Annotated in this window: 13 protein-coding genes; 5 read left to right on the top strand and 8 right to left on the bottom strand. The window is 60.6% G+C overall.

Annotation, left to right across the window (positions count from 1 at the left end; all coding sequences use genetic code 11):
* Positions 1 to 21: 21 nt before the first annotated feature.
* Together N2245_RS00940 and N2245_RS00945 are read right to left on the bottom strand one after the other, a co-directional pair.
* Positions 22 to 483, bottom strand: a complete 462-nt coding sequence (locus tag N2245_RS00940; RefSeq protein WP_494534857.1) for a VOC family protein — start codon at positions 481 to 483, stop codon at positions 22 to 24.
* A gap of 84 nt (positions 484 to 567) precedes the next feature.
* Positions 568 to 1,497 (bottom strand): aldo/keto reductase, encoded by a 930-nt coding sequence (locus N2245_RS00945; RefSeq protein ID WP_494534858.1) that lies wholly within the window; start codon positions 1,495 to 1,497, stop codon positions 568 to 570.
* A gap of 277 nt (positions 1,498 to 1,774) precedes the next feature.
* Between N2245_RS00945 and N2245_RS00950 the strand changes: the two genes are divergently transcribed.
* The 4 genes from N2245_RS00950 to N2245_RS00965 are packed head-to-tail and all read left to right on the top strand — an operon-like array spanning position 1,775 to position 4,104.
* Positions 1,775 to 1,978 carry a hypothetical protein gene (locus tag N2245_RS00950; protein ID WP_494534921.1) on the top strand — a complete coding sequence of 68 codons (204 nt, stop codon included), beginning with the start codon at positions 1,775 to 1,777 and terminating at the stop codon, positions 1,976 to 1,978.
* Positions 1,918 to 2,508 (top strand): ABC transporter ATP-binding protein, encoded by a 591-nt coding sequence (locus N2245_RS00955; RefSeq protein ID WP_494534917.1) that lies wholly within the window; start codon positions 1,918 to 1,920, stop codon positions 2,506 to 2,508. Before N2245_RS00950 ends, N2245_RS00955 begins: the two co-directional genes overlap by 61 nt.
* Before the next feature lie 5 nt (positions 2,509 to 2,513).
* Entirely contained in the window at positions 2,514 to 2,675 is a 162-nt protein-coding gene (locus tag N2245_RS00960; RefSeq protein WP_494534859.1) for a hypothetical protein, read from the top strand.
* Positions 2,647 to 4,104 carry a putative ABC transporter permease subunit gene (locus N2245_RS00965; RefSeq protein ID WP_494534860.1) on the top strand — a complete coding sequence of 486 codons (1,458 nt, stop codon included), beginning with the start codon at positions 2,647 to 2,649 and terminating at the stop codon, positions 4,102 to 4,104. The genes N2245_RS00960 and N2245_RS00965 overlap by 29 nt, the downstream gene beginning before the upstream one ends.
* Here N2245_RS00965 and N2245_RS00970 read toward each other — a convergent pair.
* The 6 genes from N2245_RS00970 to N2245_RS00995 all read right to left on the bottom strand — a co-directional run bounded on the left by N2245_RS00970 (position 4,091) and on the right by N2245_RS00995 (position 11,321).
* Entirely contained in the window at positions 4,091 to 5,962 is a 1,872-nt protein-coding gene (locus N2245_RS00970) for an alpha-galactosidase (RefSeq protein WP_494534918.1), read from the bottom strand. The genes N2245_RS00965 and N2245_RS00970 overlap by 14 nt on opposite strands.
* The gene (locus N2245_RS00975; protein WP_494534861.1) at positions 5,845 to 6,198 is read right to left on the bottom strand and encodes a hypothetical protein; all 354 of its coding nucleotides are present in this window, start codon (positions 6,196 to 6,198) and stop codon (positions 5,845 to 5,847) included. Before N2245_RS00975 ends, N2245_RS00970 begins: the two co-directional genes overlap by 118 nt.
* A 28-nt stretch (positions 6,199 to 6,226) precedes the next feature.
* Positions 6,227 to 6,898, bottom strand: a complete 672-nt coding sequence (tenA, locus tag N2245_RS00980) for a thiaminase II (protein WP_494534919.1) — start codon at positions 6,896 to 6,898, stop codon at positions 6,227 to 6,229.
* A 294-nt stretch (positions 6,899 to 7,192) separates the two neighbouring features.
* Positions 7,193 to 9,130, bottom strand: a complete 1,938-nt coding sequence (locus tag N2245_RS00985; protein WP_494534862.1) for a BON domain-containing protein — start codon at positions 9,128 to 9,130, stop codon at positions 7,193 to 7,195.
* 67 nt (positions 9,131 to 9,197) lie between these two features.
* Positions 9,198 to 10,010, bottom strand: a complete 813-nt coding sequence (locus N2245_RS00990) for a CAP domain-containing protein (RefSeq protein WP_494534863.1) — start codon at positions 10,008 to 10,010, stop codon at positions 9,198 to 9,200.
* Positions 10,011 to 10,283: 273 nt separating this feature from the next.
* A complete protein-coding gene (locus tag N2245_RS00995; RefSeq protein ID WP_494534864.1) occupies positions 10,284 to 11,321 on the bottom strand; it encodes an alpha/beta hydrolase family protein in 1,038 nt (345 codons plus the stop codon).
* Between the two features lie 280 nt (positions 11,322 to 11,601).
* Here N2245_RS00995 and N2245_RS01000 point away from each other — a divergent pair, with 280 nt between their 5' ends.
* On the top strand, positions 11,602 to 12,018 hold the full coding sequence (locus N2245_RS01000) for a hypothetical protein (RefSeq protein ID WP_494534865.1): 417 nt from the start codon (positions 11,602 to 11,604) through the stop codon (positions 12,016 to 12,018).
* The last annotated feature ends 17 nt before the right edge of the window (positions 12,019 to 12,035 follow it).

The raw sequence follows: 12,035 nt of genomic DNA on the forward strand, positions 1-12,035 counted from the left end.
GGTGTGCACCTAGAAGAACGGCTAGGGGCTTTGGTCGTCCTCCAACAGCTCGAGGATGGTCCCCAACGCCTCTCTGGCATCCAGGTAGGCGTATCTCCCGCCGGTGTAGTCCCCGCGTTGTAGCAACCTTATCCCCTGAGAGCTCAGGCGTTCCATCGCATCCCTCATGCCCTGCACCCTGAAGGCAACGTGATGGAGGCTATCGCCGTGTTCTCCCAGCTGGTCCTGCCATGTGCTGGGGCCGCCCATTGGCTCTATCAGCTCTATAGACACCTGCCCTAAGTGGAAGAACGCCAGTTTGGCGCGCGCGGGAGTCGAAGCTCCCATGTATTCGGTGTGAGACACCTCCACTGGGTCCGTGGTGATCACCTCTGGACGTGGTAGACCCAACACCTCTGCCCATCTATCTGCTGCCGTCTCTATATCCCTCACGACTATACCTACCTGCACCAGGGGGCCTAACTGGCTCTGTGAATCCTCCAACGCTGTCACCTCCCAAACGTCGTCTCGACAGATACTCGTCGTTGATCGTTATTGTCCCATCTGGGAAGGTCGAGGTCAAATCAGCTATGCTAGGTTCTCTCCAAGAGGTACTATACGGTCTATCTCCTCCAGCTCCTCGTCGGATAGCTGCCACCTAGAGGCCTCGACGTTACGTCTAACCTGCTCTGGGCTGGTAGCGCCTGCTATCACGGAGCTTACCACCGCACGGGATAGCAGCCAAGATACCGCCAGGTCCAATACGTCGTGCCCACGTGATTCCGCAAAGGCTATGAGAGCCTCCACACGGTCTAATAGATCTTCACGCAGCGCGTCTGCTCGGGAAGCTAGTCTGGTGCCCTCGGGAGGGGGCTGTCCCTTGCGGTACTTGCCCGTCAGCAGGCCGCTAGCGAGCGGAAAGTAAGGTAGGAAAGCTATCCCTAACCGCTCGCACTCCCCAAGGACCTCACGTTCCGGCTCCCTATGGAGCAGGTTGTAGTGGTTCTGCACGCTCACAAAGCGCGCTGTGTTAGCGCTTCTGGCAGCATCCTCGGCCTCCCGCAGCTGCTCAGCAGAGAAGTTGGAACAGCCTATCTCGCGCACCTTGCCCTCGCGCACGAGTTCGTTCAAGGCGCCCAGCGTCTCCTCGATCGGTACGCTTGGATCCGGCCTATGTAGCTGATAGAGGTCGATGTAGTCAGTGCGCAGACGGCGCAAGCTGGCTTCAGCAGCCACCCGCACGTACTTAGCGCTCGCGCCCTGCCCCTGCCCCTCCATCGGATTACCGAACTTCGTGGCGATCACCACCTGGTCGCGTCTCCCCTCCAGCGCCCTGCCGATGAACTCCTCGCTCAGGCCTCCACCGTACACGTCGGCGGTGTCCAGGAAGTTGATGCCAGCCTCCAGCGCCGCATCGATCACCCTCTTGGTGCCCTCGTAGTCCAGCCTGCGGCCGAAGTTGTTGCAGCCCAAGCCTACCACCGACACCTCCAGCGAACCTATCCTCCGCGTCTCCATACGCCCTCCCTCATGTAAAAGCTACCAAAGCATAGCGAGTCTCGTGCCAACCATGCAAGCCAATAACGGCTTGCGCCAGGTCACATCGATGGAAGACCGTCAGATACATCTCCATCGCTAGATAGCTATATCATTACTTGGCGGTATTGGACTACAGGTGTTTATGGTAGTAGTGCTCGGATGTCACGATGGGGTGATGTTCGCAACTAGCGAGCTTTACGCAGGGCATGATGCCTAGCTAAAATGCCCGTGATCGCAGGCTATTGGAGATACCCGAATGCAAGAATGCGTGGTGGCCAAAGGGCTGGTCAAACGTTTTGGGAACAAGATAGCTGTGAACGGCATAGATCTAACTCTGTACGCCGGCGAGGTGTTCGGTTTGTTGGGCCTAATGGTGCTGGTAAGACCACCACGGTGGGCATGCTCACTGGGTTGCTGCGCCCCGATGCTGGATGCATATCGGTCTGCGGCCATAACCTGAGTAGCGAGCCCTTGGAGGTGAAGAGGGTTATAGGCTACGTGCCCGATGATCCCTTCCTTTACGATAAGCTCACCGGTAGGGAGTTCGTCACCCTCCTGGCAGAGCTGTACTCGGTGTCGGGTAGCGTGCACTCTAAGGTCGATGACCTGTTGCACAGGTTTGGGCTTGAGGAGGTCGCGGATGCCCAGATAGGCAGCTACTCCAGGGGTATGCGCGAGAAGACGGCTCTGTGTGGGCAGCTAGTGCACGATCCCCAGGTGTTGTACCTAGACGAACCCACCGTAGGCCTTGATCCCCGCAGCGCACGCCTGCTAAAGGACGTCCTCCGTGATATGGCCGATGAGGGCAAAACTGTTCTGATATGTACCCATATCTTGGAGATGGCCCAGGGGATATGCGATCGCGTGGCCATAATCGATCGTGGGAACATAGTGGCTCAAGGATCGCTGGAGGAGCTCAGGGAGGCGGCCAGGGCTGGGGAGGACGCCACGCTCGAGGACGTCTTCCTACGGCTGACTCAGGAGGCGTAGAGCATGTGGCGCTACCTGTGGACCCTTCTGTCGGTAAGGATCAAGATGCTGTGCAGGCCATCGCCCGGGGGCAGATCCTGGACCTTTTGGGCAGGGTCGGCGGGCGCGGCCGTGGCTCTGCTGTGCGTGGCCGCCGCGATGCTGCTGGCCTTGGCCCCGCTTGTTAGTGGGACGCGGAGCGAGAGCTATCTGCGACCTACCCTCCTATGGCTCTCAACGGCCGGGGTGACCTTCTTGTTCCTCCTGACGGTGCCTGGGATGCTGAGGTCGCTGACCTCCAGGGGGGATCTGAGGCTGCTCCTCCTGGCCCCCGTGCCCTCCTGGTGGGTGGTGCTGGAGAAGCTGATCTCCTCGTACCTTGGCGCGCTGGGCATGGCATTACTGCCTACTGCGACCGTCGTCCTCCTCTTCGGGCTACGCTCCCACACCTCATGGAGCTACTGGCTTCTGGGGGTTATGACGGCCATATTGTTGCCCGCAGTGCCGCTATCTCTGGCGACGCTCCTGACGGTGGCCGTGCTCCGCTGGGTCCCGCCCGCTAGGGCCCGCACGCTGGCGTCTATCCTGGGAGCTGGGCTGGGGCTAGCGTACTATGTGGGATCGCAGCTGCTGGCGTCCTCTCAGACCTATGGCGCCCTGGGGTCCGCTCGCGTGGTCGGGCTGCTGGGCAACCTGCCCACGAGCTGGCCAGGGCAGGTGCTACTGCTAGCCCTAGAAGGCGACGAACTGCGGGCAGTCGCCTACCTGCTGGGAATGGCTGGCGTGGCGCTCGTGGCGGGAGCGCTGGGGATGTGGCTCTCCGTGAGGGCATTCGAGACTGGCTGGGCCTCCTTCCAGGAGGCGACCTCGGGCAGACGGGGAGTTAGCGTCAGGCCCCTGCGGCCCATGGGCGTCCGTCGACCGCGCTGGTGGGCCTTGGCGTCCAAGGACTGGAAGGAGCTGCGACGGGACCCGCAGGAGCTGGTGAGGCTGATCTACCCGCTCGTGATCTTTGGCTTCGGCATCTACCGCAGCCTATCGAGCGCCTCCAGCACGGAGAGCTGGCTCGTCTTCGGGACTATAGACCTTGGCCTGTACTTCTTGGTGATGACGCTTGCGCTGCCGGCGATCAACCGGGAGGGCAGAGCGCTCTACCTGCTCGCGCTCTGCCCCATCTCCTCGCGCGAGGTCTTCCTAGGCAAGTGGCTCTACGCAGCCCTCCCCCCGCTGGCGCTTGCCGTGGGGCTGGACCTCGCGTACGGGCTGTGGGCAGGAGTGCATCCGTTGACGGTGGTCTACGTTGCCGCGGACACCGCTTTGCTGGCGGTGGTGCTCTCCGGTGCGCTGCTGTGGGTGAGCGCGACATGGCCCCGCCTCGAGGGGCAGGACAACAGGGTGCAGGCGAGCTTCACGGCCAGCACAGTGGGCGGTGCGGTGAACCTCCTGCTCCTGGCGACCGTGGCGCTACCCGCCCTGAGCGCCATCTGGCTCTGGAGCAAGCACCCGCTGGTCGCTCTCCCCCTGGGGGCGCTGCCCATGGCAGTGGGCGGAGCGGCGGTCATGTCGATACTAGCGCTCGCGCCGCTGCAGGTCGAGCGCCTGCTCAGATCCTCCTGAGCCACAGCAGCTCGCTCGCCCAATCCCCCCAAAGCGGTAGCTCTAGACCGTGGTGCATGAGCACGTCACCCCTCAACCTCACACCCAGCGGCTCCACCTCGTAGGTGGCGTCGGGATCGAGCGCGCGCAGGCGCACCCTCGGCATAGGCGCCATCAGCCGGTGCACCGGCCGCAGCACGAAGCAGGCCGACTCCCGGCGGTCGGGAGAGATGTACTGCACGGCCGTCACATCGCTGCTGCGCGGGGAAGACAGCCGGTACTGGTCTCCGAACTGCACGACGTGCCTGATCTCCTTGTACCTAGCCACCAACTTGCGAGCCTCCTCCAGCTCCTGCTGGGACCACTTCAAGAGGTTACCGCCGATGCCCAGCCCGCCCATCATCGCGCAGTGGAAGCGAAACCTCAAGGGCACCGCGCGGTTGGAGAAGTGTGATGGGGAATCGGTGACCCAGCACATCATCGTGCGCGCGCAGTAGGCTATGCAGTAGCCTTCCTGGATCCACAGTCGATCGTAGGCATCGGTGTTGTCGCTGGTCCACACTTGGTCGGTCAGCGCCATGATCCCTAGGTCCGCCCTAGCACCTCCCCCCGAACAGGACTCGAACGCCACGTTCGGGTGCCTCCGTCTGAGGGTGCGCAATATCCTGTATACCGCTTGCACGTGTCGCACCCAGATCTCGCGCTGTCGCTCGGTGGGTAGCCCCGGCCAGCCAGGCTCGGAGAACGGCCGATTCATGTCCCACTTGATGAAGTCGATGGCGTTCTCCGTCAGGAGGTCGTCCAGCACTCGGGTGATGTGTTCCTCCACCTCCGGTCGCGCTAGGTTGAGCACCAGCTGGTTGCGGCTCTCGCTGCGAGGTCTCTTGGGAAAGTGGTACACCCAGTCGGGATGGGCACGGTACAGGTCGCTGTCCGGGTTGACCATCTCCGGCTCGACCCACAATCCGAACTGCATACCCAGGGACTTGACCTTATCTATCAGAGGACCTAGTCCCTGGGGGAACTTCCTGGGGCTGGGGGTCCAGTCGCCGAGGCCCGCGCGGTCATTATCGCGGGCGCCGAACCAGCCATCGTCCACCACGAACAGCTCCACCCCCAGCGAGGCGGCTATCTCCGCCAGGCGCGACTGATTCTCCTGGTTGATATCAAAGCCTGTAGCCTCCCAGGAGTTGTAGAGGACAGGCCTAGGCCTATCAGCAAACTCTCTGGGCAGTACCCTCTCTCTTTCAAAGCGATGGAGGATGCGGCTAGCTTCCCCAATACCTTGGGAGGTGAAACTACCGAAGAAGGAAGGTGTTTGAAAACTTTGTCCAGGATCCAGCACCCACGAGAAGTCGAAGTCGTTGATGCCACCGGATACCTGCGTCCTACCAGCGGTATCGGCCTCGATCGCGAGCTTCCAATTGCCGCTCCAGGCCAGTGCGCCGAACCAGACCTCGCAGTCCTCCTCACGCGGCTCACCTCGAGTGACAGCGAACCAAGGGTTGGCGAAATGGCTCGTGTGCCCCCTGCGGCTCTCAAGCACCTTCTTGCCAGGCGTGATCGACTCCTCGATCACCTGGGTCTCTGCCCCCCAGCGACCCGCCAAGTGCACTAGGAAATAGTTCCCGCCCAGGGGTAAGTGCCAGGTGCCCGATAGCACTTCCTCCAGCACCACGGGCTCTTCCCCGATGTTCTCCACAACCGCGTATCGCTCGATGATGTCGTAGCCCTCGTGCATTCCATAACACAACCTTACTCTTAGAGGGTATTCGGGATCTCTGAGGGAGACCTCGAGCCAACTAACCCCGCTCTCCCGGCGCAAGTCGTGGGCTTCGTACTTGAGCAGGGCTCCCCTGCTGCCGTCCGCAAAGCGCAGCCGCAAGCATGGTTCCTCGAAGTACAGGCCCCCCATACGGGATACTCCAGACCCAAACCTCCCATGAAAGGGCCTGTGAACTTGGCAGCCTTGCCGAGCACTTCCTGTTGATCCTCCAGCGGTGGCCCGAAGTGGACGTTGCGCAGCTGACCGTCCTCATCCTTGCGCAGCACGTAGGCCAACCTGCCTCCTAGAATGTTCCAGGTGTCCCCTCTCTGGCTCTCAACTATCGGCATGTCATCCTCCTCATATCTCTATGCGTATTTACACCGGCCAACCTTCTAGACGGTAAGCCATCTCCCAGAACATGTACTCCATGCGGCAGCTCGTGAGGAAGTGCTTCTCCATTCTGCCCCTCTCCTCGCCACCGGCATCTTCAGCGAGCTTAGCTATTCTCCGGCCGAACTCCCCACATATCTCCCCTATAGCCGGGCTGGCGTAGAACTCTATCCACTCCTTGAAGGGGTGAGTATCGTCCGGGCGCACCTCTTCAAGGAGCCTTCTACCTATCTCCCAATAGGTTAGGGGGCAAGGATAGAGTGCGCACAGCAGCTCCCCCAGCGTCCCACTGTGAGCGACGTAGAGCATATGGCGGGTGTAATTGTGTGCCGTCGGGGCGAGCACATCTGCTCTTGACAGCTCCTCAACGGTGCGCCCCGCTACTCTCGCGAAGTTGCGGTGTGGATGGTGCTCGCTATCTAGGATGAAGCCTATCTGGCTGTTAAAGAAGGCTATATCCTCCCGCCGAGTGCTTTTGGAGATCGCCAACCCGTATACTTGGCAGAAAACGGTCAGGTACTGGAAGTCCTGCTGCACGTAGTGAGCCAGTTGATCGCTAGCTAGCCTGCCGGTAGCTATGCCTCGCACGAACGGATGGGCAAAGATCGCCTCGAACAAAGGATCGGCCTTGCATCTTAGCTCGCCAGCAAAACCCAGGTAGGCGTCCTCCAGCATCAGCAATCTCCTTTCCTTGCACAACTCCTTGGAGATATTACCCCGAGCACGCACCCTGGCTCAAGTCCCGGGTGACAAGACTTGGAGAATTAGCTTACCGTTAGGATCACACTTGGCAATGTCCAGAGGCTTACATCGATCCTGCAGCCATCTTGCTCCAAGGGGCACACGGGCCTCAAAGGGACTGTTGAGGCCCGCCCTATCATGAATCACTTGCTGGCGGGATCGACCAGTTCTAAGCGGAGACGCCCCGCAGCCCATGGGGCTTACGATGTTCTAAACATCGACTGGACCTGTAACTAGATCGGAGGCTCCTGGCTGTTCCACCTCCAGATAGTTGGCTACTCCCTGTACCCCCGGCACCCTTCGAGCCACCTCTGCGGCTATCTCCCTCTCCTGCTCAGAAGCCACCTTACCCTCCAGGTCAACCGCGCCCAGAAGGGAGACCACGCGCAGGTCCCGTACGTTGAGCCTGCTATCGTGGGTGATCGCTGCGGTAACCGCTTGTACTATCTCCTCATCTGCCACCAGGCTGTTGTCTACACCCAGTACGCCTCGTACCCTCCAGGCTATCTCCTCAGCCGCCTGCTTCAGCTCCAGGGTACGTACGTGCCCTCTTAGCCTGACTATGCCCTCGTCCACATCCACGTGTAGGGCGTAGAAGTCGACGCCCTCAAACCTCTGATCGTCCCTCAGAGCCTGATAGATGTCTGCTAGGATCTCAACGTCGGTCCTGTACTCTGGGAGCAGGTCGACCTCCTCACAGCTTACTGCCAGCTCTATCTCCTCGGAAGTGATGCTCTTAGCCCAGCTAAGCGGCACGATAATATCCCTGGGAGCCAGCATGCCCGCGATACCTCTACGCACGACCACGTGCGTCACCCCACCGAAGGCTCTGTCGAACAGCACCAGGTCGACCCGTCCCAGGGTGCCACCCTGGCACCTCACGATGGTACTACGCCCGATCTCAACTCCTGGGGCACCGTTCATGGGGGGTGTAGTACCGTGATCGAAGGCCGGCAAGTGTTGTATCTCACTAGGTGCTGCGCCCAGCGAGTAGACAGCCTCTTCTGAGGAGTAGGCTGTGCGCTCCGAGCTCCAGCCTCCCATAGCGCTTACATAAGCTTGTGGGTTATAGGTCGCTAGGCTTCCTCCGGCGCAATCTTCCCTGAGATAGATGTAGCCTTCCTCTTCACGCTCTATCATCTCCACGGGCACTAGCTTGCTGCCATCTGACCGGCTACTTACTACCAGATGGCTGATCTTGCCGGCATTGGGGTCGATGACCACCTTAGAGAGCTTACCGATCACATCGGTGCCACAGACCACGTCCCGGCCGATCCGGAGTTCCAAGCGGCGCAGGGACTCCTCTGGGGGTTCGGGGTAGCGACTACCTGCTATGGACGGTACCTCTACCTTCAGCTCCCTAATCCTGGCACCATCCATTGACAGCACCTCTATTCTCACACCTGGCAGCTCAAGGACATCTCCCTCCTTAGGTACCCTGCCAAGCCTCTCGTACACTAGGCCACCCAACGACACGAAATCTGCGTGTGGCATCTTGATGCCAAGCGCCCTCTCCACGTCCGCTATCCCGGTGCTTGCGCGGACGATAGCCACACCGGGGCGCAGCACCCGTATCATCCTCTCGTCCTCCCTGGAGTACTCATCGGGCAGGGGGCCCGTGAGCTGCTCTAGCACATCTTCCTGGGTGGCTATACCAGCTAACTCCCCTCTCTCATCTACCACCACGACCAGCTGACTCCGCTGGCTCCGCATCACCTCTATCACCTCGGGCAAAGGCAGGGACTCGGGCAACGCGGGGCACGGCCGAGCGAGGTCGGCGGCGCGTACCTGCTTCCCGCTTACCAGCGCGGCAAGCACGTCAAGAGCGTGCACCACGCCCAATGGGGAATCTATGGTCTCGCGATACACCACCAACCTGCGCCTGCCGTGCTCGATCATCTTCGAGACCACCTCTCTCAGTCCTGCATCTTCCTCCACGGCCACTACGTCTATCCGCGGGACCATGGCGTTACGTAGCCGCATCTCACCCAGACTTAACGCGGCGATCAGCCAATCCAGCTCCCTCCTGGGGATCGCTCTACCCCGCATAGCCGCCTGGAGGGCCCAGAGCACCTCGGTGCGGCTGCGCGGGGGCATCACCTGCAGCAGCCTGTAAACCAGCCACTTCCTCAGCCTCTCCAGCTTCAACTGCCATCACCTCCAGTATCTCGAGCTTTACAGCTTATAGCATACCGTAGTATAAAAGCGGAGCTATCTAGCGTACTAGAGCGTAGTGGTACGGGCTGACCGCACGTAACACATCCCGACCGTTGCCGGGGAACACTGCTCTTATCCTGTAGCTTCCGACGGGCAGCGAGAAGCTTCTCCGATAGTTGGAGCTGGACGACAATGTTACCTGTGCGCTCTTATAACTCCTCCACACCACGCGACCGTTCTCGTAACTCCGGCGCTGCACATACAGCGTGACCTGCCAACCAGCATAGTTGCCGATCACCCTGCCCGATACTACCACGCTATGCTCGGGAGCGTACACGTACCACCCATCCACCCTATCTGAGTGGCCCGACAGAGTTGCGGTAGCGATCGTATCGCGCAGGCCTCCAAAATCGGTCGTCCAGAACCAGCCATAAGTGGAGCTATAGGCGCGACCTATCCCTATGGCTCTGAAGTATGAGCGCTCCATGTTCGCCCTGTGTCCTGAGGAGTTCATCCAAGCACGGAACACGGCCTCGGCAGAGTCGAATCCCAGCGCCAGGTTCTCGCCTTTGGGGGTGTTGTAAGAGTAGCCGAAGTCTGCCATGCGCTCGAAAGGATCCCTGCCCTTGGAGTCGGTGTGCGAGAAGTACCCCTTGTTGGCCATATCTTGGCTCATCCACTCTGCAGACCTGGTCAGCTTGGGAGATAGCTTGAGCTCAGGCAACCCCAGCTCGGCGCGATGGGCGTTGATCAACCTGAGGAACTCGACCTCCTGAGTGTCCAGCGCCCCGGAGGGGCGGACGGAGATCGCCGTCGAGAGCAGGAGGCACATGATCAGGAGAATGCCCTTCCAAAAAATGCGTCCTCTCAAAATGTCATCTCCTTTGCAAACGTGACTTAGGCTAGTATAGGGGGAGAGATCTCCCGGAGTCAGTGGCCAAAAGGTCCCGGGAGGGCGCGACCATCGGTCCCGCCTGCCCAGGCGTGCCGGTTACCAGGCTACCGCCCCAGGGAAAGTGGAGGGATCGGGCAGCTCCGACATCGACCACCCCGAGTTCCAGAGTAGCCTGACGGCGGGAGGGCTGCGCTGGAGCGCTCGCTGCATCAGCGAGCGCTCCAGCCGACGCGCGGAGCTCGAGCAGGTCTACACGCCCCACACCTCGTGCAAGAAGGGCCAGACGTCCCTTCCGTAGTAGCGGTGACCTCCAGGCTGTGCGCTCAGCCTGCACAGATCACCTGCCTTAAGAAGATCGTAGATCCGCCACAACTCCTCAAAGGCCCTCCTCGTGGCCTCTATCGGGAATATGGGATCCTCCTCGCCACACACGGCCATGAACGGGCGGGGTGCCACTAGTCCCGCTACGTCGGACATCTCCCCCAAGCCTAGCAACCCTGGCACATAGTTGCACGCGCAGTGCTCGATGAGCCCTATGGAATCGACAAATGTACAGAAGTAGCAGCTGGGCACACAAACGCCCACCCGCTCGTCCACCGCAGCGGTGAATAGTGAAACCGTACCACCACCTGAGTTGCCCGTGATTGCGATGCGCCTAGGGTCGACATCCTCCCTGCCGGTGGCCCAGTCAAGCAGCCGGATCATATCCCACACCCTCTCCCCCAGCAGCGTCCTCCCGAAGAGCAGTGCCCGGTACTGCAGGCGGGCGCAGGAGCTGAAGATCCCCTGCTGGAGGTCGTCGGGCAGGCGCATCTCCCAGAGGCCGCGCATCCCAGGAGCGATCGCCAGGTACCCTCGTCGCACGGCCTGGCGGGCCACGTCCTGCTCTAGCTCGTCCACGGCCCTCTGTATCTCCTCGGATTGGGCTATGCCCACGGCGGCCTGCCTGCCTCCCGGCTCGTGCCCGTGCGGGGTGATCACCAAGGGTAAAGGTCCATGCACCTCCAAGGGTCTCAGCAGATATAGCGGTAGCAAGACACCCGGCTCTGTCTCTAGCAGCCAATCTTCGCGCACGTGATCCTCCATCTGCTCTACGGAAAGGCGCTGGGCGCTCGGAGGGGCCGTTGGCACCCGCTGCCTTATGATCTCCAACCCCAGGGCGCGCCTCAGGGCATGTCGGAAGGCGTACTGCCACTCCACCGCCTCGCGCGTACCTCTGGCACTGAAGCGGTACCTGCGGGGTGTATCCACCTCCAGCCCCCGCACGTAGGATTCCAACGTGAACATATCGATACCTCCTTGCAGCAGTCAGCGACCATCTTACCGCAACTCGATGGTGTATTAAGTCGGCAATTCGGACAGGGGATCTGTGATATCGAGGTCTCGTTCCTAGCACATATCGACCAACCCAGCGCGCAGGTCTCTGCCCACGTGATGGCGAGAGCGCTCCAAATGCCCGAGCACGATCCTAGGCGTGCCCGTGCATCCTTATACACATATACATGTACATGTTGCATTTTTTATTGACATGCTACACTCCTCCTATCACGGCACAGGAGGAACCAAAATGTATAGGAAACTAGCGATAGTCCTGGCTTTGGGGCTACTGCTGGCCGCCTTCGGAGCGGCCTACGCTGAGGGGTACTGGCACTCCTACATCTCCATGGCCTCCACGGGCTTTGATTCCCGGACTTGGGAGAAGAGGCTAGATGATAACAACAAGACCACCGTCGCCTTCACCAACTGCACCGAGCACAGCGCCCCCTACCTATCGGGGGAGAACGCTACCGTGCAGCTCACCCGCGAGCGCTCGCTCCTGCCCGACCAGAACAAGGGTCAGCGCACGCTGTACTGCTATCACAGCAGGGCTCTAGGCGACTACGGGGTACAGGGCACTGGCAACTACCACTTTACCATCGTCCAGATCAACGGCGTGACGTTTGGGCACCAAATAGACGTGGAGTACGTCGAGGTCAGGTACTAGGCTGTAACGAATAGATA

The sequence above is a fragment of the Thermobaculum sp. T2p genome (assembly GCF_059335935.1).

Coding starts and splice junctions, on each gene's coding strand:
- N2245_RS00945 (WP_494534858.1), bottom strand. CDS start 1,497: ATGGAGACGCGGAGGATAGGTTCGCTGGAGGTGTCGGTGGTAGGCTTG.
- N2245_RS01000 (WP_494534865.1), top strand. CDS start 11,602: ATGTATAGGAAACTAGCGATAGTCCTGGCTTTGGGGCTACTGCTGGCC.
- N2245_RS00975 (WP_494534861.1), bottom strand. CDS start 6,198: ATGCCGATAGTTGAGAGCCAGAGAGGGGACACCTGGAACATTCTAGGA.
- N2245_RS00965 (WP_494534860.1), top strand. CDS start 2,647: ATGCTGCTGGCCTTGGCCCCGCTTGTTAGTGGGACGCGGAGCGAGAGC.
- N2245_RS00950 (WP_494534921.1), top strand. CDS start 1,775: ATGCAAGAATGCGTGGTGGCCAAAGGGCTGGTCAAACGTTTTGGGAAC.
- N2245_RS00995 (WP_494534864.1), bottom strand. CDS start 11,321: ATGTTCACGTTGGAATCCTACGTGCGGGGGCTGGAGGTGGATACACCC.
- N2245_RS00955 (WP_494534917.1), top strand. CDS start 1,918: ATGCTCACTGGGTTGCTGCGCCCCGATGCTGGATGCATATCGGTCTGC.